At 68.4% G+C, this 23,765-nt stretch carries 20 protein-coding genes and 4 pseudogenes; 14 read left to right on the forward strand and 10 right to left on the reverse strand.

Features of this window, described 5'->3' with window-relative positions; genetic code table 11:
• Positions 1–565: 565 nt before the first annotated feature.
• On the reverse strand, positions 566–793 hold the full coding sequence (locus tag RNB18_RS31385) for a hypothetical protein (RefSeq protein WP_311717491.1): 228 nt from the start codon (positions 791–793) through the stop codon (positions 566–568).
• A 101-nt stretch (positions 794–894) separates the two neighbouring features.
• Between RNB18_RS31385 and RNB18_RS31390 the strand changes: the two are divergent.
• From RNB18_RS31390 to RNB18_RS31410, 5 genes and pseudogenes are all read left to right on the forward strand, one after another.
• Positions 895–1,368: pseudogene (locus RNB18_RS31390) on the forward strand (transposase); the annotation flags it as partial.
• Between the two features lie 80 nt (positions 1,369–1,448).
• Positions 1,449–1,964, forward strand: a complete 516-nt coding sequence (locus tag RNB18_RS31395) for a DUF402 domain-containing protein (protein ID WP_311717492.1) — start codon at positions 1,449–1,451, stop codon at positions 1,962–1,964.
• 70 nt (positions 1,965–2,034) lie between these two features.
• Positions 2,035–2,826, forward strand: coding sequence for a PIG-L family deacetylase (locus RNB18_RS31400; RefSeq protein ID WP_311717493.1), 792 nt, complete (start codon positions 2,035–2,037; stop codon positions 2,824–2,826).
• Positions 2,827–2,878: 52 nt separating this feature from the next.
• Entirely contained in the window at positions 2,879–3,694 is an 816-nt protein-coding gene (locus tag RNB18_RS31405) for an RHS repeat protein (protein ID WP_311717494.1), read from the forward strand.
• Between the two features lie 526 nt (positions 3,695–4,220).
• Entirely contained in the window at positions 4,221–4,619 is a 399-nt protein-coding gene (locus RNB18_RS31410) for a nuclear transport factor 2 family protein (protein WP_257542460.1), read from the forward strand.
• 165 nt (positions 4,620–4,784) lie between these two features.
• On the opposite strand, the gene RNB18_RS31415 is transcribed toward RNB18_RS31410, so the two are convergent.
• A protein-coding gene (locus tag RNB18_RS31415; RefSeq protein WP_311717495.1) for an IS5 family transposase occupies positions 4,785–5,551 on the reverse strand; the annotation gives its coding sequence in 2 pieces (ribosomal slippage) (positions 4,785–5,260 and positions 5,260–5,551; 768 coding nt in all).
• Positions 5,552–5,762: 211 nt separating this feature from the next.
• Here RNB18_RS31415 and RNB18_RS31420 point away from each other — a divergent pair.
• The 4 genes and pseudogenes from RNB18_RS31420 to RNB18_RS31435 all read left to right on the forward strand — a co-directional run bounded on the left by RNB18_RS31420 (position 5,763) and on the right by RNB18_RS31435 (position 9,864).
• Entirely contained in the window at positions 5,763–7,253 is a 1,491-nt protein-coding gene (locus RNB18_RS31420) for a tetratricopeptide repeat protein (protein WP_311717496.1), read from the forward strand.
• A gap of 462 nt (positions 7,254–7,715) precedes the next feature.
• Positions 7,716–7,895 (forward strand): annotated as a pseudogene (locus RNB18_RS31425) (transposase); the annotation flags it as partial.
• A 110-nt stretch (positions 7,896–8,005) separates the two neighbouring features.
• Positions 8,006–8,326, forward strand: coding sequence for a hypothetical protein (locus RNB18_RS31430; RefSeq protein WP_311717571.1), 321 nt, complete (start codon positions 8,006–8,008; stop codon positions 8,324–8,326).
• A 116-nt stretch (positions 8,327–8,442) separates the two neighbouring features.
• Positions 8,443–9,864: a hypothetical protein gene (locus tag RNB18_RS31435; protein WP_311717497.1), complete on the forward strand. Its 1,422-nt coding sequence runs from the start codon at positions 8,443–8,445 to the stop codon at positions 9,862–9,864.
• A gap of 590 nt (positions 9,865–10,454) precedes the next feature.
• Here the strand turns inward: RNB18_RS31435 and RNB18_RS31440 are convergent.
• The 3 genes from RNB18_RS31440 to RNB18_RS31450 all read right to left on the reverse strand — a co-directional run bounded on the left by RNB18_RS31440 (position 10,455) and on the right by RNB18_RS31450 (position 13,213).
• Entirely contained in the window at positions 10,455–11,117 is a 663-nt protein-coding gene (locus RNB18_RS31440; RefSeq protein ID WP_311717498.1) for a hypothetical protein, read from the reverse strand.
• Positions 11,118–11,308: 191 nt separating this feature from the next.
• On the reverse strand, positions 11,309–11,692 hold the full coding sequence (locus RNB18_RS31445) for a RidA family protein (protein ID WP_311717499.1): 384 nt from the start codon (positions 11,690–11,692) through the stop codon (positions 11,309–11,311).
• A gap of 30 nt (positions 11,693–11,722) precedes the next feature.
• Positions 11,723–13,213 carry a carboxylesterase/lipase family protein gene (locus RNB18_RS31450; protein ID WP_311717500.1) on the reverse strand — a complete coding sequence of 497 codons (1,491 nt, stop codon included), beginning with the start codon at positions 13,211–13,213 and terminating at the stop codon, positions 11,723–11,725.
• Positions 13,214–13,365: 152 nt separating this feature from the next.
• On the opposite strand from RNB18_RS31450, the gene RNB18_RS31455 reads away from it, so the two are divergent.
• Entirely contained in the window at positions 13,366–14,562 is a 1,197-nt protein-coding gene (locus tag RNB18_RS31455; protein WP_311717501.1) for an RNA-guided endonuclease InsQ/TnpB family protein, read from the forward strand.
• A 56-nt stretch (positions 14,563–14,618) separates the two neighbouring features.
• Here RNB18_RS31455 and RNB18_RS31460 read toward each other — a convergent pair whose 3' ends face one another.
• Positions 14,619–15,533 carry an MBL fold metallo-hydrolase gene (locus tag RNB18_RS31460; RefSeq protein ID WP_311717502.1) on the reverse strand — a complete coding sequence of 305 codons (915 nt, stop codon included), beginning with the start codon at positions 15,531–15,533 and terminating at the stop codon, positions 14,619–14,621.
• 179 nt (positions 15,534–15,712) lie between these two features.
• Here RNB18_RS31460 and RNB18_RS31465 point away from each other — a divergent pair, with 179 nt between their 5' ends.
• Together RNB18_RS31465 and RNB18_RS31470 are read left to right on the forward strand one after the other, a co-directional pair.
• Positions 15,713–18,502: a helix-turn-helix transcriptional regulator gene (locus RNB18_RS31465; protein WP_311717503.1), complete on the forward strand. Its 2,790-nt coding sequence runs from the start codon at positions 15,713–15,715 to the stop codon at positions 18,500–18,502.
• Positions 18,503–18,754: 252 nt separating this feature from the next.
• Positions 18,755–20,506, forward strand: a complete 1,752-nt coding sequence (locus RNB18_RS31470) for an FUSC family protein (protein WP_311717504.1) — start codon at positions 18,755–18,757, stop codon at positions 20,504–20,506.
• Positions 20,507–20,577: 71 nt separating this feature from the next.
• On the opposite strand, the gene RNB18_RS31475 is transcribed toward RNB18_RS31470, so the two are convergent.
• The gene (locus RNB18_RS31475) at positions 20,578–20,901 is read right to left on the reverse strand and encodes an HAD family hydrolase (RefSeq protein WP_311717505.1); all 324 of its coding nucleotides are present in this window, start codon (positions 20,899–20,901) and stop codon (positions 20,578–20,580) included.
• Between the two features lie 60 nt (positions 20,902–20,961).
• On the opposite strand from RNB18_RS31475, the pseudogene RNB18_RS31480 reads away from it, so the two are divergent.
• Positions 20,962–21,239 (forward strand): annotated as a pseudogene (locus RNB18_RS31480) (ATP-binding protein); the annotation flags it as partial.
• 76 nt (positions 21,240–21,315) lie between these two features.
• Here RNB18_RS31480 and RNB18_RS31485 read toward each other — a convergent pair.
• A complete protein-coding gene (locus RNB18_RS31485; RefSeq protein WP_311717506.1) occupies positions 21,316–21,876 on the reverse strand; it encodes an AAA family ATPase in 561 nt (186 codons plus the stop codon).
• A gap of 296 nt (positions 21,877–22,172) precedes the next feature.
• Here RNB18_RS31485 and RNB18_RS31490 point away from each other — a divergent pair.
• A pseudogene (locus RNB18_RS31490) lies at positions 22,173–22,319 on the forward strand (ATP-binding protein); the annotation flags it as partial.
• Between the two features lie 14 nt (positions 22,320–22,333).
• Here the strand turns inward: RNB18_RS31490 and RNB18_RS31495 are convergent.
• Together RNB18_RS31495 and RNB18_RS31500 are read right to left on the reverse strand one after the other, a co-directional pair.
• The gene (locus tag RNB18_RS31495) at positions 22,334–22,717 is read right to left on the reverse strand and encodes a YybH family protein (RefSeq protein ID WP_311717507.1); all 384 of its coding nucleotides are present in this window, start codon (positions 22,715–22,717) and stop codon (positions 22,334–22,336) included.
• Between the two features lie 469 nt (positions 22,718–23,186).
• Positions 23,187–23,738 (reverse strand): hypothetical protein, encoded by a 552-nt coding sequence (locus RNB18_RS31500; RefSeq protein ID WP_311717508.1) that lies wholly within the window; start codon positions 23,736–23,738, stop codon positions 23,187–23,189.
• Between the last annotated feature and the right edge of the window lie 27 nt (positions 23,739–23,765).

Below are 23,765 nucleotides of genomic sequence, written 5' to 3' on the forward strand. Positions count from 1 at the left end.
GAGTTCGTCGAGCCCAGGGTGCCCCTGGTACGGAACGCGAGGAGCGGGGCCAGAAGTACGTCGAACTCACGGGCCGGGGAAGGGCCCCGACAGCGGTCGCGGTCCCAACCGGACCTGCGCGAGCCCGCCCGCGACCTGCCGACCGACGACCACCGGCACGGGGCCGCGGCCAGAACTGGGCCGCCCGGTCCAGCTTCGGTCAGGCATGGCCGCAGGGAGGTGACCGCTTGCGAAGTCCGGGCCGCCGGCCTGGGGTTCGCATGGTGACGAGGACCGAACTCGCGCTCTCAGCTCGGGATGCGACGGCGCTTGGATGAGCGCCTTATCTCTGACCTGTTTAAACGTCATCACTCTGCGGTGGTCGTGCGGTGCGCTTCTTATCGCTTCTGACCGTGGCTTTCCGCTCCGAGGGGCATGCTGTGGGCACGGCCTGCCGGATCGGCGGGTGGTCTGTGAGCGCGCTGACTGCAGCACCGGGATCGGCTCGCTCTGCTGCCTGGCTCAGAAGCCTTGTCGCGAGTGCACACATCGGTTCATCGCAGAGCCAAGCAGCTCTCTCACTCCGTCACAGCAGGCCGAGCACCCCCGCGCGCAGCGGGCCGAGCCAGTGCGCGAGTGTGCTGAGCGCGCCCACGACCGAGGCTCCTGCCGAGGCGAGCGCTCCTGCCCGCCCCAGTCCTTGTGTTTCACGGACGGCCCGTCCGAACGCGCCGCCGTGGACGAGCACGAGGCCGAGGACGCCGCGCTGTGGGCGCTGCCGCCGCGCGGAGATGCCGTTGTCGTGACCCGTCACCCAGGGGGATCGCCGCGGTCACCGCCGCCCGGGACTCCGGCGCAATGTGTCACACAGCGGGGCTGCTGCCGGGTGCCGCCGACGCCGATGCGCACGGCAAGCGGCGTGCGGCGCGCAAGGACACCGTCTCCATCGTCGACAGCACCTTGGTGCCTACCCGGGACCGCAGCGTCGCCGCGTCCAGCAAGAACTATCGGTACTCGACGAATCTTCAGGTCGTCATCGACGCCAACAGCCGCCTGGTGGTGGCGATCGGCTTGCCGCTGCCCGGCAGTCGCAACGGCTGCCGGGCGTTCACCGAGTCCGGTGTGGACCGGGTCTGCCGCGGCGCCCCGACCATCGCCGACGGTGGCTACCAGGGCACCGGCCTTCTCATCCCGCACCGCAGGCGACGAGGCCAGAGACACCTCAGCCCGCAACAGGAAGCAGAGAACGCCGTCCACCGCCGGGCACGGGCACGGGCACGAGTCGAACACGCCCTATCCCGGCTGAAGAACTGGAAGATCCTGCGGGACTGCCGCCTCAAGGGCAACGGCGTTCACCAGGCCATGCTCGGCATCGCCCGCACCGGATAGCTCACGCCCCATACGGGACAACCTCTAGCGCCCGACCGGGACGGTTCACCGGGGGAAGACTGTCAAGTAGCCTCCTGATCATGAACGTTGCCGAGGTTCTCGTCTGCGTGCGCAAGCTCGACGGCCGCCTGCATTGGCACCATCCGATGGCCCGTCTTGGTGAGGACGAGCACGGCGTGCGGCTGGGTGCGCAGGTCGGTACGGTCTACAGCAAAGGCCAAGTGGGCCCGGTCTGCACAACTCAAGAGCCGCGGGTCATGCTCTTTCCCCGCGATGCCTGGTGGACCGCGCTCTTCCAGGCAGCTCCCGCCGACCTGTATGTCTACTGCGATGTCACCACGGTGCCTGAGTGGCCGAACCCGGGAGAGGTCACCATGGTCGACCTGGATCCCGATATGTGCCGGATACGGGCGACGGGTGCCGTATCCGTCGATGACGAAGACGAGTTCGCCCGTCATCGGGTGCAGTACGGCTACCCGCTGGAGGTGGTGATGCAAGCGACTGCGACAGCCGAGTGGCTCCCCGGTGCTCTGCACGACGGCACGGAGCCTTTCAGCCGTCAGTACCGAACCTGGCTGGACATGGTCGGCCAGTGAGCTTCGTGGCTGTTTCTGATGCTGTCAGGTTGCGATCAGTGGGCTTTGGCCCCGGAAAGGGACTGCCGTGTTGTTCCGTCATCTGGGCCGGGGCTCGACGACGCTTGTGGTGACTGCGCATCCCGACGACGAGGTGTTCGCCCACGGTGCTGCGATCGCCATGCTGAGCCGGCAGGGAAGCCGTGTCGTCTTGATTACTGCTTCGGGCGGGGAGGCCGCAGAACCTGACGCCCCTTCTACCGCCAAGGCGCGTCGACGCCGTGCCGCTCGACTGGATGCGGCATGCACCAGACTCGGCGTAAGCGAGTGGAACTGGCTGGCCGAGGGACGATGGACAGATACCGCAGGACGGCCGACGCCCGGCTCACTGACCACCGCATCGGTCTCAGACCTGGCCGACGTCATTGCCGACCAGATCCAGAAGATCATTCCTGATGTCGTGCTCACAGTGGGACCGGACGGACTCACCGGCCATCCGGACCACATCCTGATCCACCGGGCGGTGGCCGGCGCGGCAGCATCGTGTGATGTCCCGGTCTTCGGCTCATACCTCCTCCCGGCCGACATCGCACAGGGCCGTGATCTCCTGGCCACGATCCTCCCTGGCGAACGCGTCGGATCAGGACGCATGACAGGACGCGATGAACCATCGCCGGCCGCACTGGCCGCCCCGGCCCGCGCAGCCGCGGCCAGGCGCACGGCCCTGGATGAGTACGCGAACGGACTGGGCACTTCGCCGCTCACGGAAGTGGTCCACGTCTTCCCCGGCCGCGGCGACTCGCTCCTGCTCCGCGGGGTTCTGGACGCCATCGGATGGCAGACCGAGCGCTACGCACGCCTATTGGCCCACTCCGGGGCCTGATGAAGGCGTCGACCAGCTGACCTGGGACAACGAGAGCCGCCTCGGCCAACTGGTGGAAGGCAGCAGCACCACCGGGTACATCTACGACGCCGACGGCAGCCTCCTCATCCGCCGCAACACCACGGGCGAGACCGTCCTCTACCCCGGCGCCACCGAAGTCCACCTGGACACCAGCACCTCCACCATCAAGTACTGGGCTCAGCGCTACTACTCGGCCCGCTCCGCCGCGATCGCGGTCCGCAGCAACAAGTCCGGCACCTCGACCCTCTCCTACCTCGCCGCGGACCACGACGGCACATCCAGCCTCGCCCTGGACGCCACAACCCAGGCCATCACCAAGCGCTACACCACCCCCTTCGGCGCCTTCCGCACCGGCGGCACCGGAACCTGGCCGGACGACAAGACCTTCCTCGGCAAGAGACGTGATTCATCTTCCGGTCTCACCCACATCGGCGCCCGCGAGTACGACCCCGTCCTCGCCCGGTTCATCAGCGTCGACCCACTCCTGGAAACCGACAAACCACAAACCCTCAACGGCTACACCTACAGCGCCACCGCCACCTTCTCCGACCCCACCGGCGAAGGGCTCGCCATCGGTATCGCCCGGCTGGACAGGGTGATGGCGAACGCGCCCACCGTGATGAAGGCGTGGGTGGACGCCGGGTGCAAGGAGGCCGTCGTGGAGCACGGCACCCGCCTCGGCATCGACGTGGAGGGCGTCCAAGCCCGCGACAGCGGCGACCATGTCGTCGACCTCAAGCAATCACCAGCGGGGCAGGTGTTCGATTTCAATCCCGAAGAGGGTGTGGGGTTGGCTGGCGTGAACCCCGGTGAGGGGACCGCCTGTTGTGCAGCGAACTCACCATAATGCGGAAGTATGGAGTGTATCTTCGCGCGAGTGCACATATGCGTTTAACGGGTATGGCAGGGGCATGTAATTTGACAGCTCCTGATTTGGCCACGGGTGTACGCACGTCCCCCCACCGCCTGGGCTCCGCCGCGCGATGGGAAGGAACCACGTGCACCGTTTAAGACGCATGCGCCTCATCGGCGCTCTGCTCGCTGCTGCGTTGATCGTGTCGATCGCGCCCGCTCTCGCCGCCGACTCGAGCAAGGTGGTGACCGGTGTCGGGGAGCTGATCCCGGCCACGGGCCCAGACGGAAAGCCTCTTTCGCTCCCTGCGAGCTCGTAACACGATCATGGTGAAGGGCTGTTGAGTCGTCTCCAGCAGATCAGTCCGCAGGCCAGGGAGACTATGGCGTTGTGGAGGTCGAGCCGTCTGCCAGCGGACTGCGAGGCGCTTGAACTGGCGCGCGACGGTCTGCCACGACGACATTCCGCAGCCCGTCGAGACCGACGACGTCCGCCGCCCCTTCGCTGTTACTGTCGCGCCATGTCCAAGATCGAGATAGACGTCGTGACCGCCGAGTTCTTCGATGCCTTTGACAACCGGGGCGGCAAGGCTGCCGACGTGGCCCGGATCCGCCAGCTGATTCTTCCGGGTGGCGTGATCGTCAAGACCGGCCCGGAGTTCACGGTCTACACCGTGGACGAGTTCATCGAGCCTCGCCAGCGGCTGCTGACCGACGGTCGGCTGGTCGAGTTCTCCGAGTGGGAGACCTCTGAACGGACAGAGATCGCGGGCGATATCGCGTCGCGGTTCGGCGAGTACCGCAAGTCCGGGATCTTGGATGGTGAGCCGTTCGAGGGAGACGGGACCAAGACCATCCAGTTCGTCCGCACCTCCGAGGGCTGGCGGATCGCAGCGTTTGCCTGGTACGACCAGCCCTGACCGCGGGGCGGTCCGGCTGCGACTTATCAGCTTGGGTTGATGTGGTGCATCGCACCGGGCTCAATCATCCTCGTTCGGCACGGCACGGCATATCGAGCACCTTGACAGCCAGGTCGCCCCGCCCCCGGAAACGTGGACACAGGGCGCTATGAGCTCGCAACACGATCATGATCGGTGCTTCTTCAGCCGCCTCCAGCAGATGAGGGCGCAGGCCAATGAAACGAAGGCGTCGTGGAGTTCGGTGCGGCGTTCCCAACGGACGGCGAGGCGCTTGAACTGGTGGAGGAGCGCGAAGGTCTGCTCGACGACATAGCGGAGTTTGCCCAGACCTTTGATGTTCGGGGAGCCCTTGCGGGAGATGACCGGCAGGATCCGCCGCTTGCGCAGCTCTTCGCGGTGGGAGTTGGAGTCGTAGCCCTTGTCGCCGAGCAGCGAGTCGGGGCGGCGGCGCGGGCGGCCGGGGCGGCCTGCAACGGGCGGGATGCCGTCGACCAGGGCGAGGGTCTGGGTGACGTCGTTGACGTTGGCAGCGGTAGTGATGACCTTGAGCGGGGTGCCGCGTCCGTCGCAGATCAGGTGGTGTTTGCTGCCCGTCTTCCGCCGGTCGACCGGCGACGGACCGGTGTCGGCTCCCCCTGTTTCGCGCGGATGTGGGAGCCGTCCACACACGCGCGCGACCAGTCGAGTTCGCCGGCCACGTTCAACTCGGCGAGCAGGATGCGCTGCAACTGGTCGAAGACACCGGCCTGCTGCCACCGTTCCAGGCGCCGCCAGCAGGTCTGCCCGGAGCCGAAACCCAGCTCCAGCGGCAGCAGTTGCCAGGCTATGTCGTTGCAGAGGACGTACAGAATGCCCTGCAGACACAGCCGGTCCACCACCGGCAGCGGCCCCGGCGCCCGCTCCGGCCAGGGCGGCAGCAGTGGTTCGACCAACGCGACTTTCCACCCTTCTCAACATTGGTTGCGGCAGATGGAAGTTGTCGTCGAGAACGACGGGTGGCACGTGACTGGCGGAGTGCAAAGCCCTGGCGTGAAAATCACAGTCGGATTAAAGGATAATTCTGGCGGTGATCCTTCGGATGACGGATTCGTGGGAAGTGTCCACGTTTCCGCGATCGTGGTGTACCCCACATAGAGCAAATGGGTGGCGAGGAGTGTGCTGTGGCTGCGGCCCGACACGGGGCCCGGGAGCCTTGATGTGCTGGCGCAGGCGGCGGTGCCGCTGCTGGTCGTCGTCGACTACGCCGAAACCCGCACCGCCCAGCTCGCCGCCCTCCTCGAGGCGGCCTTCCGGCACACCGGCAGCACACCGGTGAAGCTGCTCCTGGTGGCACGGACCGCGGGTGACTGGTGGAGGCAGCTGCAGGCCCAGAGCGCCTTGGCGGAGGAGCTGCTGGACGGCGCCCCCACCATCGACCTGCCCCCGCTGGAGCCCGACCCCGGCCACTCGCGCACCACCGCCTACCGCGAGGCCATCCACGCCTACGCCGGCCAACTGCCCCACGTCACCGACCTGCAGCACCACGACTGGCCCGCCACCGCCACCCGGCTCACCCACACCAGCGCCGCCGCGCCGGAGCGCGGCCACGCCCCACGTGCAGAAGACCAGAGTCCACAGACCACCGCCCTGACCCTGCACATGAGCGCCCTGGCCGACCTCCTCGACATCGCCTCCCACCAGGACCAGGATCCGGCCGACCCGGCCAAAGCCCAGGGCGACAGCGCAGTTGAAGACCGGCTGCTCAAACACGAAGAACGCTACTGGTCCACCAGCAGCACCCAGCTGCGCACCACGCTCACCCTGGCGACGCTCACCGACGCCCTCGCCGCGGTCTTCCTCGCCGGAGCCGACACCACTGGTGAAGCCGACGACCTCCTCGCCCGCCTGCCCGCTCTCAAGGACCAGTCACGCGACCGGCGCGACGCCGTACGCGACTGGATCACTGCCCTCTACCCGCCCACCACACCCGGCCGCCCCTGGGACACCCTCCAACCAGATCGGCTCACCGAACGCTTCATCGGACGCCGCCTGCTCACCCACCCCGACCTCGCCCACCAGGTCATCCCCGGCGGCAGCCAACGCCAGGCCACCCAGGTCCTGACCGTTTACACCCGCGCCGCCGCCCAACCCGCCTTCCAGCATCAACTCGACGCCCACCTGACCACCCTCTGCATCCAGCACGCCGACACCCTCGTGGTGCCGGCCATGGAAGTCACCACCCAGACCGCCGAACCCCAGCCCCTGCTCGACGCGCTCAACGAGATCACCAATGCGCCAGATGCATCGCTCGCCAGCCTGGAACAGTGGGCCGACCAGCTGCCGAGCGCTAGCCGCAACCTTGCCCCCTGGGCAGCACGCCTGACCCAGCTCATCGCCAACCTGCAACGCGAACGTTCCAACCAAGACCCCCAGCAGCGCCCCGACCTCGCCATGAGCCTGAACAACCTCGCCATCCGGCTGGGGCATCTGGGACGCCAAGAGGAGGCACTGGAAGCGATCACCGAAGCGGTACAGATCCGGCGCGAACTCGCCAACACCCGCCCCGTGATCCATCAGGGAGCTCTTGAGCAGTCTCTTGCGGTGCTATCCCGGCTTCGGCAAGAGGCAACGGTCCGGGCACGCGGGGACGTGTGACCCTGGGCTGTCCGAAGCGGCTTCTGTCCAATAGCGCTGGCCTAGCATGCCGTTGATCCTCCCTTACACCCCGCAAGAGGTGCCCGAGCATCTGCTGACAACGACGATCGAGGGCGTCGAAGTTCACGGGTGGCCGCTGGACACAGCGTGACTACTACGTACGGCGGTGGCCTCCCTCTTTTCTCAGCGCTCCTCCTTATGACCGTGCTCCGGGCCTCTGGGCCTTGCTGAGAGGTCGTTTTCATCTCTAATGCGGTGATAGCTCCGCTATTGCGCCCGCCGTTGAACTGGTGCGAGTGGGGCCGCCGAGGTGGTCTCGCTTCCTGAGGCCGATGGTGTGACGTCTGGGGAGTGAGTCGGCTTACGCCTGTCTCATTCCAGGACGCCCGGATCTGTGCCGTGCTTCCACCAGGCAGGATGCACGCCTGGGTGCACGCCCCCGGCCGGCGGTAAGTCCAGGACATGGCCGACCGCCGTGCGTATCCGAGTGATCTGTCCGATGCCCGCTGGGAGTTGATTCAGCCGGTCCTGTCCGCGTGGCGCTTCGAACGTCGCGGCCGGGCCCTGGACTTCGGTCGGCCGCCCGAACATGACCTGCGCGAGATCATGAACGCAATCCTCTACGTAGACCGCACCGGGGTGCGCGCCAGCAGGGGTCTGGTCGGCGACGCTGAAAGTGGGCCAGTAGCGACCCTCCCGAATCAGCCTCTGCCTCTGCTCCCGCCGCGGGCGGCACCTCGAGCGCGGGAGGGGTGTCGCCGACCAGGCTCGGCGACGCCTGGCGCCGCCTGCAACGCGCGCAGCGCCTCGGCGACGGGGCGACGAGCTGCGCTGCCGTCTCCGCATGCGGCCAAGAACTGCAACAGCTGGCGCTCGCGGCGTTCCTGACTGCGGGTCAGACACCGCACCGTCAGAAAGTGCACGAGGTGACGGAGAACCAGGACGGTGAGGGCGGACCACTCAAGTGCCAGCATCGAAAAATCCCCCTCGGGGTGTATCTGCCGGATGGCCGACGGCGGTTGAACCCGTCCATCGGCCGGGCGCCGGCCTCCACCATGACCCCCACGATGTAGACACCTCCATCCAAGCCACTTAACGTGACACAGATCAGAAATATCGGTCCGATCGTCATTCCTCGGGGGCAACGGTGGAAGAGGCTTCCGGCCGGCAAGAGCATCCCGTCACCGTCGTGACGAAGCTGGTAGGCATGGGCGAAGTCAGCCCCCGCAACGCCTCGATCTGGCTGCGGGCCGCGGGGATGGCGCCGACACCAGTGGCGAAGAAGAGCCTCGCCGCCAAGTGGGATCTGACCGTGCGCCACGTGCACAATGTGCACCGCGCCATAGCCCTGCACATTCCCGCGCCCGACGTGTCGGCGGTCCGCTTAGAAAAGCTCTCCCCCGCCCGCCTGGAGGCTGCGCTCGCCGCGCTGCACGCCCAACTCGACGTCGGCGACCACGACCTTCGCCAGGACGCCTCCCACGCGCTGGCCGGCCTTGCCGCCCAGGTGCGCGGCGCCCCTCTCCCCCGCAACAGGACCCGCCCGCAAGGCAGCCCGGCCCGCAGCCGCAGCTACCGCCTGCGCACGCACCTGAAGGAGCGCGTCGAACAGCTGCCGCCGGAAGGCCCTTCCCGCTATCCCGCGCCGTTCCTGGCCATCGGCCAGCCCCTGCCTGCGGCCCTCACTCATCTGGTGCCGGGCACGATCCGCTCCCGCAGCAAGCCGCCGGACATCGACTGGTTGGCCGGACTCCTGGGCGACCTGCAAGACGCCCACGTCAGCAAGGACGGCCGCGCTGCCGCGCTGACGGAAGTGTGCATGTGGGCGCTGGCCCAGTACCCCACCTCGCCGGATCCGGGGCTCGAGGCGGAGATGCTGCGGATCTGCGCGATCGAATTGCGCCAGCAGTCCGCCCGCATGGCCGCCGTCTGGGCGGCGCAGCGGATACGGCAGCTCCAGGGCCCCTATGCGCCCGCCGCCTTGTATGCCGTCCACGACGAGGTCATCGCCCTGCGCGGCAACGGCTACCACCTGCGTGCTCTGCACGTCCTGAGGCAGGCGCTCGAGGATGCGAAACGGGCCGAGTGCGCGGAGGCCGAACGTCATCTCATCACCTGTGTGCTGATGAGCCAACTCGTCCATGTAGCTCTCGACCTGCGTCACCAGCCCACGCCCCTTGACGCGCGCCCGCTCTCCCGCAGCTATTTCGACTTCAACCAGCAAACAGGGGTGCACTTCTATCTGCCTGCAGCAGCCCGCTCCCAGTTCGAGACCGAGTTCATTCTCGCCACCGACCGGGCGCGCAAAAACCGGGAGCGGTTTTGGATACCGCCCAGTGTGCATCGCATGTACGACACCACAGACAAGATCATCCGCGCCTCGGGGTCAGAGATTTGGACAGCCCAGTGGGCGATCCTCACCATGCAACTGGGAATCGGCCAACGCGACAGCGACGCCGTGATAGCCGCCGCAGCCGAGTTCGCAAGCTTCGTCTCGACAATCCCCTGGATCCGACGCGACCACCCCTCCGAACGCGTCCACTACAACCTGGTCCGCGACCGTGCCGTGAAGGCGAATCCCACCCTGGACAACAGCCTCCCCCTTGTGTGAAAGCGGACTCGGCGCGGGCCCCGGGTTGCCGCCGGCCCGGGCACGCACCGCCAGCGCGGCACGAAGTGCCGTCCGCCGTGCGGCCGCCTTCCTGGTCAGTGCCGCAAGGTGCGGCGGGTTTACTCGCCGAGATCCCCGCTCGGGCCACTGCGCCCCTCACCAGACCTGACCCGCACTCGTGCCGGAACAGGAGCGCCGGGCGGGGAGAGCCAGCAGGTACGCGCCGCGCGAGGATGGGGAAATGACCGACACCCCCACTGGCCTTGGTGCACACCCCGGACGGATTCACGCCGTGGGGCCGGGCTGGCGGCAGCTGCTGGAGCATACGCATGAACAGCTTCACGCGGTCTTTCCCGGCCACCGCCTCGTTGATCTCAAGGAGAAGCTCGGCGGCCTGCGCGTCTACGTGGAAGGGCCGACGGACAGCCGCGACACCCTGCGGAGGATGTCGGCGGACACCACACGCGCCAGAGGATTACCTCTGTGGTTGTTCGGTGAGGGTGGCGTTGTGCGGCGTGCCAGTGGTGCTGACGGAGCGGGCGGTTGCGCGTCCTGTAGCTGCAGCTCAGGGCCGCGTGCCGACTGGCTGCTCACAGGCCACATCTCCCGGTGGCAAGTGCCGTGATCGCGCACTCGGCGGCGTGCCGTGCAGCGAGCGCGGAGGGGAAGGGCCCACAGCTGTGGGAGGCACGGTCGGCCGGCCCGCTCGCGATCCGCCACTGCCAAACGGTGCGTGCGGCAGGGAGCGCGGGGTGGTACCAGACGGGCTCGGCGGCCGAGGACGCGTTCTGCACCGTCTGGATCAACAGGCCGTATGCCATCCCGTCGATCACCGCGGTGGCGTACCTCTCGCTGTTGTCGTCGGCGGTCCAGTCCAGGAATGCCGGGGTCGACTCCGACACTTCCAGAAGGGCATCCGCGAGGTCGGCCAGGCTCCGGTACAGCGCGGCGCGTACCGCATCGGCGTGGTGTCGGCCCCAGTGGCACGGGGGCCGTTCGGCGATCTCCTCCGCGAGAGTGTGCGCGGCGAGTTCGTCCAGAAGGTCTCTGTTCCCGAGACGTCCCTCCGCCAGGGTCGCGGCAGCGCCCCACGTGAGATCGTCCCGGGTAAGGGCGGTGCCGCGGGCCAGCTCCCACAGGTCGGATGATCCGAGGTCGTCGACCGTGCGGCGGATGCAGAGGGCGGCCGTATCGGCGTGGGGCGGGACTTGGACGTTCAAGAGGCCCGCGTGCACGTCCGTGGCCGCGCTCACATCGCCTGGTTGCAGCGCGCCCAGCGGCGAGGACCCCACTGCTTGGAGCACCTGCCGGTGGACGCGACGTACGGGATGAGGCCCGCAGGAGGACGCCGGTCGTCCGGCGAGTGCGCACAGGGCGTCCAGCAGTTGCGCCGGCGGAACCCTCAGGCTGGTGCACGCCCTCGTCAGACGACCGGCCATCGTCGTCAGTCGTCCAGCACTGCCAGGGCGTCGACCTCCACGAGCAGTCCCGGCGGAAGCTGCATGTAGACGGTGGTGCGGGCGGGGAAGGGCCCGCCGACGGCCGCCGCGTACGCCCCGTTCATCTCGGCCAGGTGAGCGGGATCAGTGAGGTACACGCGGAGCATCACGACGTCCTCCAGGCCCGCACCGCCCGCCTTGAGTACGGCGGTGACATTGCGCAGGGTCTGCTCGGTCTGCTCGGCGACCGTGGTCCCGACGACCTCGCCCGTGTCCGGATCGAGCGGGAGCTGCCCGGAGACCTGCAGGACGGGGCCCTTGCGGATGCCTTGGGACAGCGGGGCTGCCAGGGCAGGTGCGTTCTCGGTGGTGATGACGGTTCTGGTCATGGTGTGTCCTTGGGAAGGGTGGCCGGAGGGTCAGCGCCAGGCCTGTCGTTCCTGGCTGCGGGGGTCGTCGACCTGGGTCCACTCGGCGTCGATGCGCATCGTGGCCCGGCGCTCGTCGTCGTACGCGTCCCAGCCGGGGTTGCCGGTCCTGGCGAACCGTACCCAGGTGACGTGCATACGGGCGGCGAGATCCGCGGGAGGCTTGTCGGGGCCGAGCAGGGCGGATGGGCCGTGCAGCTGAGGGAGGTGCGCGAGATCGAAGACGAAGGGCAGCTCGACCGCGTGGGTGGCGCCGAGCTCTTCGTCCAGAGCGTGGGAGCGCCAGGCGAACTCGTAGGCATAGGTGGCGGACTCGGGGTGAGCGGTATGTGCGTCGGCCAGGGCCCAGCTGCCCGCGCCGAACAGTGCGTCGCCCATGATGGCGGAGCGCAGCTCGCCGAAGGACGCATCGGGGCGTGCCTTCCGGTACGTCTCGACGAGTCGCGCCGGCTTCGGGTGCGCGCGCGCCGCCACGTCGTCGACGTCCCCGGCGGTCGAGGTGGCGTACTTGTCCACGGGGACCAGGTAGAGGTTTCCCTCCTCGGTGTTGGTCCCGATGAGCAGGTCGACGTCGGCGCTCAGGCCGGCGGCGACGGATTCGGCGGGCTGCGTGTCGAAGACCAGGCTGAAGGGGCTGAGTCCGATCAGCGGATCGTGGTGCGTCCCGGTCTGCAGGTCGATGCCCGCGAGCCGGGAGGCGGCCTCGACCAAGCGGTCGTCGGAGATGTCCGCGAAGGCGTCGGCGCGGGGCTCGATGCCCAGGGCCTGGGCCGCTGCCTGGGTGACGCGGGCGGCCTGCTCGGTGGTGAACGCCCCCAGGCCGCTGCCACTTTGGACGATCGCCCGGCGGAAGAGGCCTGCGGCTTCGGGGGTGGCGAGGACGCCGCCGACGATGGTCGCCCCGGCCGACTGACCGAAGAGGGTGACGTTGTGCGGGTCACCGCCGAAGGCGGCGATGTTCTCCCGCACCCAGCCCAGTGCGGCGACGACGTCGAGCAGACCACGGTTGGCGGGCGCGCCGGGGATGTCGAGGAACCCGGCGATGCCGAGCCGGTAGTTGAGGGTGACCAGGACGACGCCGTCGCGGGCGAAGGCGGAGCCGTCGTACAGTGCGGACCGCGTCGATCCGGCGACGAATCCGCCGCCGTGGACGAACACCATGACGGGCAGGTCGCCGCCAGAGGCGGCGGGCGTCCAGACGTTGACGGTGAGGTGGTCCTCGCCGCGGCTCCAACCGGTGCCGAAGTAGGGGGACATGTCCACGCTGCCGAGCTTGCGCTCGGACTGCGGCGCGTTGGGCCCCGGCACGGTGGCGTCCCGTACGCCGTCCCACGGTTCGTGCGGCTGCGGCGGCTCGAATCGGCCGGCGCCGCGGGGCGGGGCGGCGTAGGGGATGTTGAGGAAAGCGGTGGTGTCGCCCTGGCGCAGGCCGCGGACGGCTCCCTGCGCCGTGGTCACGATGGGGTCGGTGTGGTGGCTCATCGGGGTCCTTTCGTGGGTACCCCCGGCTTCAGCCGGGGGAGGAAACGAAACGGCTGCGGAGCAGGGCAGAGCGGGGATGGGCCGTCAGGGCGGCTCCCAGTGTCCTGACGCGCAGGTTTGATCTGTACCTGTGGTCTGGCTAGCGTGTGGGCGTGGCCGTGAACGGTGTGAAGCGGGCGTTCAGGTACCGCTTCTATCCCAGTGATGCGCAGGCAGCCGAGCTGTCGCGGACGTTCGGGTGTGTGCGGAAGGTCTACAACCTGGCGCTCGCCGCCCGCAGCGAGGCGTGGACGCGCACGGAGCGGGTCAACTACAACCAGACCTCGGCGATGCTGACGGCGTGGAAGAAGACCGAGGAACTGGCCTTCCTCAACGACGTCTCCTCGGTGCCGCTCCAGCAGACGCTGCGGCACCTGCAGACCGCGTTCACCCACTTCTTCGCCAAGCGGGCCAAGTACCCCCGCTTCAAGTCGCGGAAGAAATCCAGGAAGTCCGCCGAGTACACCGCCAGCGGCTTCCGCTTCCGCGACGGCAAGCTGACCCTGGCGAAGATGACCGAGCCGCTGGACATCGTATGGTCGAGGCCGCTGCCCGAAGGCGCCAAGCCGTCCACTGTGACCGTGTCGCAGGACGCGGCGGGACGCTGGTTTGTTTCGATGCTGTGCAAGGACTCGTCCGTGAAGCCGCTTCCCGCCACGAACAGCGCGGTCGGCATCGATGTCGGCCTTCAGAACCTGCTGACCCTGTCCACCGGGGAGAAGGTCGCCAACCCCCGGCACGAGCGCCGTGACCGCGCCCGTCTGGCCAAGGCCCAGCGCAAGCTGTCCCGCAAGGCCCCGGGTGAGGGCGCCAACCGCCGCACAGCCCGGCGCAAAGTCGCTAAAATTCACGCCCGGATCGCCGACCGGCGCCGGGACCTGCTCCACAAGCTGACCACCCGGCTCGTGCGTGACAACCAAACGCTCGTGATCGAGGATTTGACCGTGCGCAACATGGTCAAAAACCGGAAACTCGCCCGCGCCATCAGCGACGTGGCCTGGGCGGAGTTCCGCAGCATGCTGGAGTACAAGGCCGCCTGGTACGGGCGGGACGTGGTGGTGGTGGACCGTTTCTTCCCCTCGTCCAAGCTGTGCTCCCACTGCGGCGCGTTGCAGGACAAGATGCCGCTGCATGTCCGCACCTGGACGTGCGGCTGCGGCACGGTCCATGACCGGGACGTGAACGCGGCGCACAACCTTCTGGCCGCCGGGCTGGCGGCATCTGTCTGTGGAGCCGGTGTAAGACCTCAACGGAGCACTCCGGGCGGGCAGTCGGCGACGAAGCAGAAAACCCCACGGCGCGAGCCGTAGGAATCCCCCTCGCTTCACGAGGGGAGGAAGTCAAGTCTCGTGTCTTTCCGCAGGACTCAGGCCTGCTCGGTGTACGGGGCGAAGGGGGCCCAGCCCTTGATGGCGAACTTGTCTCCCTCGCGTGCCACTTCGGCGGCACCGTGGCCGCCCAGGTGCGCGGGGATCACGAGTGCGTTGTTGTCGGCCGCCCAGCCCAGCACCTTGCGGCGGGTGGCGCGGGCGGCCGCGGGGTCCTCGCAGAAGCAGCTGTTGGAGTCGGGTTCGAGGATCTGCACGGGGCTGTGCAGCATGTCGCCGACGAACACCGCGCGGTCCGTCCCGGAGGTGAGGGTCAGTACGGAGGAGCCAGGGGTGTGTCCGGGAGCCGCGTCGAGGCGGAGGTCGGCGTCGATCTGGTGGCTGTTTTCCCACAGCAGCGTCTGGCCGGCCTGGTGCACCGGGGCCACGCTGTCCTCGAAGACGTTCTGGTTGCCGCGGCCGAGCAGTGGCTTGTGGTCGTTCTCGGGATTCCAGAAGTCGAAGTCGTCCTTCGGCATCAGATAGGTGGCGTTGGGAAAAGTGGGTACCCACTGCCGGTCGTTCAGGTACGTGTTCCAGCCGACGTGATCGATGTGGAGATGTGTGTTGATCACGATGTCCACGTCCTCGGGCGCGACGCCGGCGCGCGCGAGATTGGCCAGGAAGCCTGTTTCGCGGCGGTTCCAGACCGGCGCGTACGGGCGGTCCTTGTGATTGCCCACGCCGGTGTCGACGAGGATGGTCTTGCCTCCGCTGCGCAGCAGCCAGGTCTGGATCGCGGAATTGACGATATTGGTCTCGGAGTCGAGGAAATGCGGGGTCAGCCAGGATGCACCGTCGTTCCACACTTCCTTCGGGCTTTCGGGGAAGAAGGTGTCGGGCGTCATTTCGACGGAACCGAAGTACTCCCATACTCGTGTGATGGTGACGTTGCCGAGCGTGATGTGTTCCATGGGGCGTCCTTGGGAATGTGGAGGTTTTCCTGGAACCGTACGAGCGGCCTCGGCGCGCGCGGTATCCGTAACGTGACTGCACCTGCGCGCATGGCCCGGGCACTGGGCCCGGCCGCTTGTAGCCTGGGCGGGCCAGGGCAAGGCGACTGAGATCGAAAGCCGCGATTCCGGGAGACTCCGTGGACGAGCACACAGGCGACCGCGGTGCGGTCATGGGACCGGAGCCGGATCCGGGGGAGCTGATCGTCGGCCGGGACGCGGAATTGGCACGCCTTATTCGTGCGGTGGACTCGGTGTCGGCCGACCCGGTGCTGATGCTGGTCGGTGACATGGGCACGGGGAAGAGCGCGCTGCTGGAGCACGCGGTGCGCCGGGCTGAAGCCGGCGGCGCCCGCGTACTGCGGGCCGAGGGGAGCGAGTCGGAGTCGAGCCTGGCGTTCTCCGCACTGCATCAGTTGCTGCGGCCGGTGCCGGCCGAGGCGGACGCACTGCCGGGGAGGCAGCGCGCGGCGCTGCAGGACGCCTTCGGCGAGGGGTCGGCCACGCCGGGACCCGATCTCATGCTGGTCGGGGTCGCCGTCCTGAGCCTGTTGTCAGGCCTGGGCGACCACCATCCGGTGCTCGTGGTGCTGGACGATGCGCAGTGGTTCGATCGTGCTTCCCTGGATGCGCTGTCCTTCGTTGCCAGACGGTTGGAAGGTGAACCGGTCACCATGCTGATCGGTGCCCGTGGCGGCGATCACCTTCCGGGATTCGACCGTCATGTGCCGATGCTCACCCTGGGACCGCTCGACGAAGCTGCGGCCCATCAGCTGCTGGACCTGCAGCCGAAGAGCCCCACCGGGCACACCAGGTCGCGGATCCTCGACCAGGCAGGCGGCAACCCGCTGGCGCTGGTGGAACTGACGAGGACAGCCTCAGCACAGGACACGGCTGCGGGGCTGCCGTCTGCGGGTCCGCTTCCGCTCACCGATCACCTGGAGCGGATCTTCGCCGCTCGCCTGAACGGTCTCCCCGCCTCCACCATGCGGGCTCTGCTGCTCCTGGCCGCCATGGACAGCGCCGACTCCGCGATCGCCGTCTCGGCGGGGCTGCCGCGCGCCGAGGACGCGGCCTGGCTGCCGGCCGGGCAGGCCGGGCTGGTCCGGCGGACCGGCCGGGACGTCCGGTTCCGCCACCCACTGGTCCGGTCCGCCGTGTATCACGCCGCGTCCTTGGGCGCCCAGCGCGAGGCTCACCTCGCGCTCGCCGAGATGCTGCGGGACGAACCGGACCGGCGTGCCTGGCATCTTGCCGCCGCCTGCCCGCACCCGGACGCGGCCGCGTCGGCGGAGCTGGAGCGGACCGCCGGCCGGGCCCGCCGCCGCGGCGGGCATGCGGCGGCGGCCCAGGCCCTGCAGCGCGCCGCGGAACTCGCACCGCAGCGCGAGGACAGTGCCCGGCTGCTGGTCGAAGCCGCCGCGGCGGCCGTGTTCACCGGAGACATCGCCTGGGTCGAGGAACTGGTCGCTGCGGCATGCGCGCGCACGGATGACGCAACCCTGCTGGCCTCCGCCGCCGTGCAGGCCGGACGGCTGGCGGTCCTGACCGTGCGCCACAGCGTGGTCTTCTCCCGACTGGCCGACGGCGCCGAGCAGTTGGCGGCCTCCCAGCCCGCCGCCGGGCTGGACCTCGTGGCCGGCGCCGCCGTGGTCCGCTTCTATTCCGGGGAGGACACCCAGCGCCACCGCATCCATGACATCCTGCGGCGTCTTCCCGAGAGCGCCTCACACGCAGGTTTGCGCACCTGGGTGAGGGCGGTGTCGGACCCCTTCGACGACCGAGCCCAACTCGTCTGCCTGCTACCGCAGTTGGCCGCCGAGGCGGAAGAGCGGCCGGAGCGGCTCACCGCCGTCGGGATCATGGCGTGGCTCCTGGACGAGACCCCACAGGCCGTCCGCGCCTTCGACGAGGCCTTCGACCGCTGGGAGCTGCAGGGAGCGCTGCCCGAGGGTCTGGGCGGCGCGGTCGCCTGGGCCTACCTGGAGCGAGGACGGTGGGAACAGGCCCGTGAGGCCTGCGCCCGCACCACCGCGGTCGGCCGGGCGGCCGGCCTCGACCACGCCGTGGCCTGTGCGGCCACCGTGGACGCCACCGTGCTGGCCTTCCAGGGCGATGCGTCCTCGGCCCGAACCCGGGCCGAGGACGCGCTCACTCTGATCGATCCGCTGGAAAGCCGATCGGTCGCCGTCTATGCCCATCGTGCGCTCGGTGCCGCGGCAGCCGCAGAAGGCGCCTACGAGACCGCCTACGGCCAACTCCGCATGGTCTTCACGGCAGACGGCGCGCCCGTGCACTACCACGCCTCCTACCCGGCCCTCGCGGATCTGGCCGCCGCCGCTGTGCGCTGCGGCCGCCATGAGGAGGCTGCCCTGATCGTCGAGCACTCGGCATCCGCTCTGGCGGACAACGCTTCCCCTCGTCTGCGTGCACTGATCAGCCGAGCCCGTGGCCTGCTGGCGGCCCCCGACGACGCCGAACCGCACTTCCGGGCGGCACTGGCGGATCCAGCACTGGAGTACTGGCCCTTCGAACGCGCACAGACCCTGCTCGACCTCGCCGAGTGGCTGCGGCGCCGTCGGCGCATCGCAGAGGCGCGTGGGCCGCTCACCGAGGCCCTGGAGACCTTCCGGCGACTGGGCGCACGCCCGTGGATCGAACGCGCCCGCGCCGAATCGCGCGCCGCCGGCCTCGACGTCACCGATGCGGCCCCCGACGCGCTCGCCGAACTCTCCCCGCAACAGCAGCAGATCATCCGGCTCGCCGCCCGCGGGCTGACCAACCGGGAGATCGGCGAAAAGCTCTTCCTCTCCCCGCGCACGGTCAGCTCGCACCTCTACCGCAGCTTTCCCAAGCTGGGCATCACCGCCCGATCCCAGCTGCGCGACCTCATCGAGGGCACCCTCGCGACGGCCGGCCCCCAGGAATAAGGGCACCCCTGGCTGTGGAAGCAGTCACCTGACGCATACCGCCCGCCATCCCGCCGGACCAGACTGGCCACACGAGCGAGGAAGCAGTAACCGGCCAGGCGACCCCTTCGCCCGGGTACACCGAGGCCCCCACTTGTCCCCAAGGCCTTGCGAAAACGCGGGCCCCAGGCCAGTGATCCCGGGCTGCACACGGCCCCGCTCGTCGAGGCCGGACGGGAGCGGCCGACCAAGACGAAGGAACGGAAATCCACGGTGGCTGCGAAAACAGCGTCGCTACGGGACCGGGTGGCCGCAGCCGACCCGGGGCTGCTGCGTCTGACCGCCGGGCTGCGTGCCGTCCTCGGCCTCACTCTCACCCTGGCCGCGCTGACGGTACGGGATCAACCCTCGGTTGTACTTCTGGCCGGCGGCTTCACAGCGGTGGTCACCTCGTTGGCGAGCGGCGACCTGCACCCCCGCAACCAGTTCCTCACTCTGCTCGCCGGGGCTCCCGTGACCCTGGCCGCCTTGACGGCCGGGGGCCTGCTGGCACCTTTCCCCGTCGCGTCCCACCTGGCCTTCCTCCCGCTGATCTTCACCGCCGTATATGCGCGCCGCTTCGGACGACGGGGCCTGGACCTCGGGATCTTCGCCTTCATGGCCTACTTCCTGTCCCAGTTCGCCAGGATCCAGCCCCACCAACTCCCGCAATTGACTGGGGCGTTGGCCGTCGCCTTCGCGGCAGCCGCAGTCACTCGCTTCTGTCTGGTACCCACGACGTCCTACGAAATCCTGAGGCGCCTGAGGGCGGCATTCAACAGACGGCTTCGTGATGCACAGCAGGCCACGTCAGATCTACTCGCAGACGGCGGAGCCGGCGTCCGCAGAGTCGAACGACGTCTCGACCGGCTGCACACCTCCGCGCTGCTGCTTCAGCAATTCCTGTACGAGGCTCCCGTCGGGCCGCTCCGCGACACGGCGGCGGAGCTGGAGCGGACGGCACGTGCGGACGCGACCGCGCAACGCCTCGGCGTACTCGCGATCCGCGCAGCGGAGGATTCGACGGCGTCCTCCGCCAGCACGATGAGGGGGGCGGAGACGGCGGACTTGACCGACCGGACAGAGCGCGACCGTGTGGCGCTGCGTCCAGGGGCAGCACAGCCTTCAGGCCCGTGGCGGCATACGACGCGGCAGGCGTTCCAGGTGACCGCCGCGGCCGCGCTCGCCGTACTCGGCGGACATCTTCTCTCCCCGCACCTGTGGTACTGGGCCGTGGCCACGGCATGGGTCGTCTTCATCAATGCCGAGCACACCGGGGACGTGCTGCTGCAGAGCGGCCGGCGGCTGATCGGCACCGTCGCCGGGGTGCCGTTCGGATACGGCCTCGCCGCCCTGGCCGACGGGCACACCACCTTGGCCCTGGCCTTTCTCCTCGCCTGCGTCTTCGGGATGTTCTACACCCCCTCCGGCAGCTACTGGGCGGTGACCTTCTTCATCACCGGCTCGCTCAGCATGGTGCTCGCAGTCCTGCATACGCTCTCCCCGCAGCTGCTCGCACTTCGCGTCCAGGAGACCGTTCTGGGGGCCGGGTGCGGGATTCTGGCAGCCGCGCTGGTCGTCCCCATGACTGTCCGCACGGTCGCCGAAATGCGTCTGAGGGAGCTACTTTCCCTTCTCGACCACCTCGTGCGCTGCGCGCCGCAGGCCGGCGTCCCGAAGCCCGCACTCGATGCACGTGATCTTGATCAAGCGCTGGAGGCCTTCCGCACGGCTTGCCGTCCCCTGGTGCATCCACTCAATCCCCGCCGCGCCGAGCGTGCCCGGGTCCGCCGTGTTCTCGAACGCGTGGAAGCCACCTCCTTCCACGCGCGAAGCCTCGCCACCGAGACGGGACGCGCACGAGACGCAGCAGCGTGGCCCGCGTCTCAGCACTCGTCAACAGCTCGGCAGAACCGAACGAACCAAGCCATCTTGCCCCCGCAGCCCTGTACTCCCTGCCCATGCACCGCCCGACCTGACAGCTGATAGCAGCCACAACCCGCGTGCGTAGCCCCACCTGTCCGGGCATTCGCGTACGGGTTCCCCTGCGCCGCCGCTCAGGATTTTGCGAACCTGTGCGCTTCCGCCTTCGATCTGCTCAGGCTGGCCGGGACGGACACGACCGGGTGGCCGTACCGGCGGCGCCGGGCCGCGCTGGAGTCCGTGTTCGCCGCCCGTCGGCTGTCGGCGCCGTGGGCGCCGTGTCCGTCGACCACCGAGGCCGCCCGTTTCGCGGTCGTCACGATGGCCATGCGGACGTACTTCGACAGCTCGGCGAGAGTGTCGACGACTCCGTCGATCTCGATGGCCTCGGTCCGCAGGTACTCCTGGTAGTGGCCGTTTCGGGCCTCGCGAACCCGGCTGAGGGTCCGGTCGTCCATGCCGGCCGTCTTGGCTTGGGCCCAGGAGCCCGACCCCCGGGCCATGTCCCGGAGGTACTGAAGTCCCACCTGTTGATCGGCCTGCGCACCGCGGCCGCCATTGCCGGCTACCGCGTCCGCTACTCCACCACAGCCTCCCTGGTGAACGAGCCCGTCGAAGCGGCCGCCGACAAGCAGCTCGGCAAGACCATCGCCCGCTACGGACGCGTCGACCTTCTGGAAATCGACGAACTCGGCTGCCTCGAACTCGACCGGCGCGGGGCAGAGAAGCTCTTCAGGTTCTGACCGAACACGAGGAGAAGAGCAGCATCACGATCGCCTCGAACGAGGCGTTCGGTGAAGCGCACATGCTCCGGCCTATGTGTGCCAGGTGTCTCCGAAAGTGGACCGGTTCCGTCTGCAGTCGGAATGCGGTCAGTTCACGAGGGCACGGCGGCTTGCTTCGCGGACTATGCAATCGGCGGTTTGGTCGGGGGTGAGGCCCGCGGTGTCGAACCACCAGCCGACATCGCCGAATTCGCGTTTCATGTCGGCGTCGAGGACTTCGTAGCCGTCGAAGTCGAACCGTTCACGTGGATCCCTGATCGTGTTGCGGTGTTGGCAGACCTCGATGCCCGGTGTGAGGACAACGAACAAGACGTGACGAGGCGCGAGGAGATCGAGGAAGAAGTCCAGCTTCTCGCGGGAGGGGATCACCGCATCGATCAGGGGCGTGAAGCCGGCGTCGGCGAAGTTGTTCGCCAGCGCGCACAGATTGCGGTGCAACAGCTCGACTTGCTGTGCTGCCTCGTCGGCGGGCTCGCCCAGAGCCCAGACGAATCCGCTGACAATCATCCTGTTGAGCTCATCGCCGTCGAGCAGGGCGGAACGTGGCAGCCGCTCGGCGACAAGCCTGGTCACGGTCGACTTCCCGGCGCCCGGCATCCCCGTCACAATCAGGCAGTTCGGCGCTCCAGCAGTGGTCACGCCCCGCATGGTGTCAGCGTGTCCGACGGGCGGCAATCCTATTTTCCCAGGTGCGATTTTCAGTGAGCTGTCCTCTCCGTCATCCGTCCGCGGTCGACGTGGTCGGCGAGATAGATCGTGGTGGCTTCGGGGTTCATGCCGAGCGCGGCGGCGAACAAGTTTGGGACCCATGGTGTTGACCAGGTCCTGCAGTCGAGTGCAGCGGATCATGCGGGGCGGGTGGCCGCAGGCGTCGAGGACGTGGCTGACATGGATACGGGCCGGTGGCAGCAGCGATCCGTGAAAAGGAACATGTGCCAGCCCCAGGTGGCTGGTCAAAGACGTTCACCGATCCGCGGCTCTGCGCAGCCATCGTGGACCGGCTCACCTTCAACGCCACCCTGATCGAGAACGGAACGGAGTCCTACCGACTGGCCCGCACCAAGGTGAACAAGACCAGCGGGCTCAGGTGAGCGCCTGCCGAGGATCAGGAGCTGAGATGTTCATGCAGTATCTTCAACTCGCTGTCCCGCCGGACGATGACGTTAGTGCCCCGGCCCTGGCCAGAGCGGGGTTCGCCGTTCACAACGCCGGTCCAGGCGAACAGATAGCGACACACCGCGACATCAGCGGTGAGCACAAGCCACTCCAGTTCACGCACCTCATACACCTCGTCGAGGATCCTCGCGAACGTCTTCTCGATTGCGGATCGGATCTCCTCAATGCCCCGATGCGAACCGTCCGAGAACCAGTACACGGCGTCCTCGGCGATGAACGGCACGACGCGTGAGATGTCGTGGCTGTTGTTGGCCCGTTCGTACTCGCCCATGAACGCAGCGAGCTCAGATTCCAGCGATGTCCGATCCGTCATGCGGCCATCATGCCGACGCTCTCCCGCGTCCGTCACACGCTTCCCTCGCTGCCTCAGTGGCCCCAAATCAAGCCGCCTCCGGGACCACCCACCGTACGACGCCGATCTTCACGAATCATCCGCGAACTGGGTTCAGTTGGAGTCGCCCCGGGTGGAGCCAAATGACGGCTCTGGCAGCGATCACGGGGAGCCGTCACGGTCAGTGAGAGTGGTGTTCGATTCCCGTTTCTGCGCCCGGGTGCGCCGCCGCCGTGATACGCCGGGTATGACGCTCCGTCATATCCCGATGAGACGAGCCTGACCCGACCCGTCGGCGTCGGCATCCACCTGAAGGGGTGGTCAAGAGCCTGTGGTTGGTGGGCGGGCTTTTGTGGACGAGCGGGAGTCGTCAACGACAGCCAGCGGATGCCGTCCCCTTCGGATGGGCGACCCCTGCCTTTACGTACGGCGGTCCCACCCGCTCAACCGGTCAACGTGCCCTGATGGGTACTTCCGCCACGCTTCCATCAGACGCCACACAGAGCTCCGCCATGCCCGATGGCCCTGGTGCGGTCACGTGGTGGGCGGCTTCCGCCCGGCGGGACAGGGGCGCGACGCAGCCCGCTGCCACGGCGTAGATCAGGCCGATCACCAGCCAGCCGGTGGCGTCCAGGGCCGAGAGGGCCAGGGTGACCAGGAACGGGCCGCAGGAGCGGACGAGTTGGGTTCCCACGCTCCAGGCGCCCTGGTATTCACCGAGGCGTGCGGTGTCGGCGAGATCGTAGGACAGGCCCCATGATCCGGCCGACTGGAGGAGTTCGGTGAGGGTGAGCAGGACGACGGCGACGAAGAGGGCGGTCGCGCACAGCAGAGGGTTGAGGGTACTGGCCAGGGCGAAGACGGCGGAGGCTGACAGGAGGCAGTAGCCGCCGCGGCGCATGGCGCGAGCTGCCGCGTTCACGTCGGTGACGGTGCGGCCGACGCGCATCTGGAAGCCGATGGCCACCAGGACGTTGGTGAACAGGAGTGCGGACGGGTCCATGCCGGAGCCTGGGTGTGGTTCATGACC

It is taken from the genome of Streptomyces doebereineriae (genome assembly GCF_031845645.1).
Classification (GTDB): domain Bacteria; phylum Actinomycetota; class Actinomycetes; order Streptomycetales; family Streptomycetaceae; genus Streptomyces; species Streptomyces canus.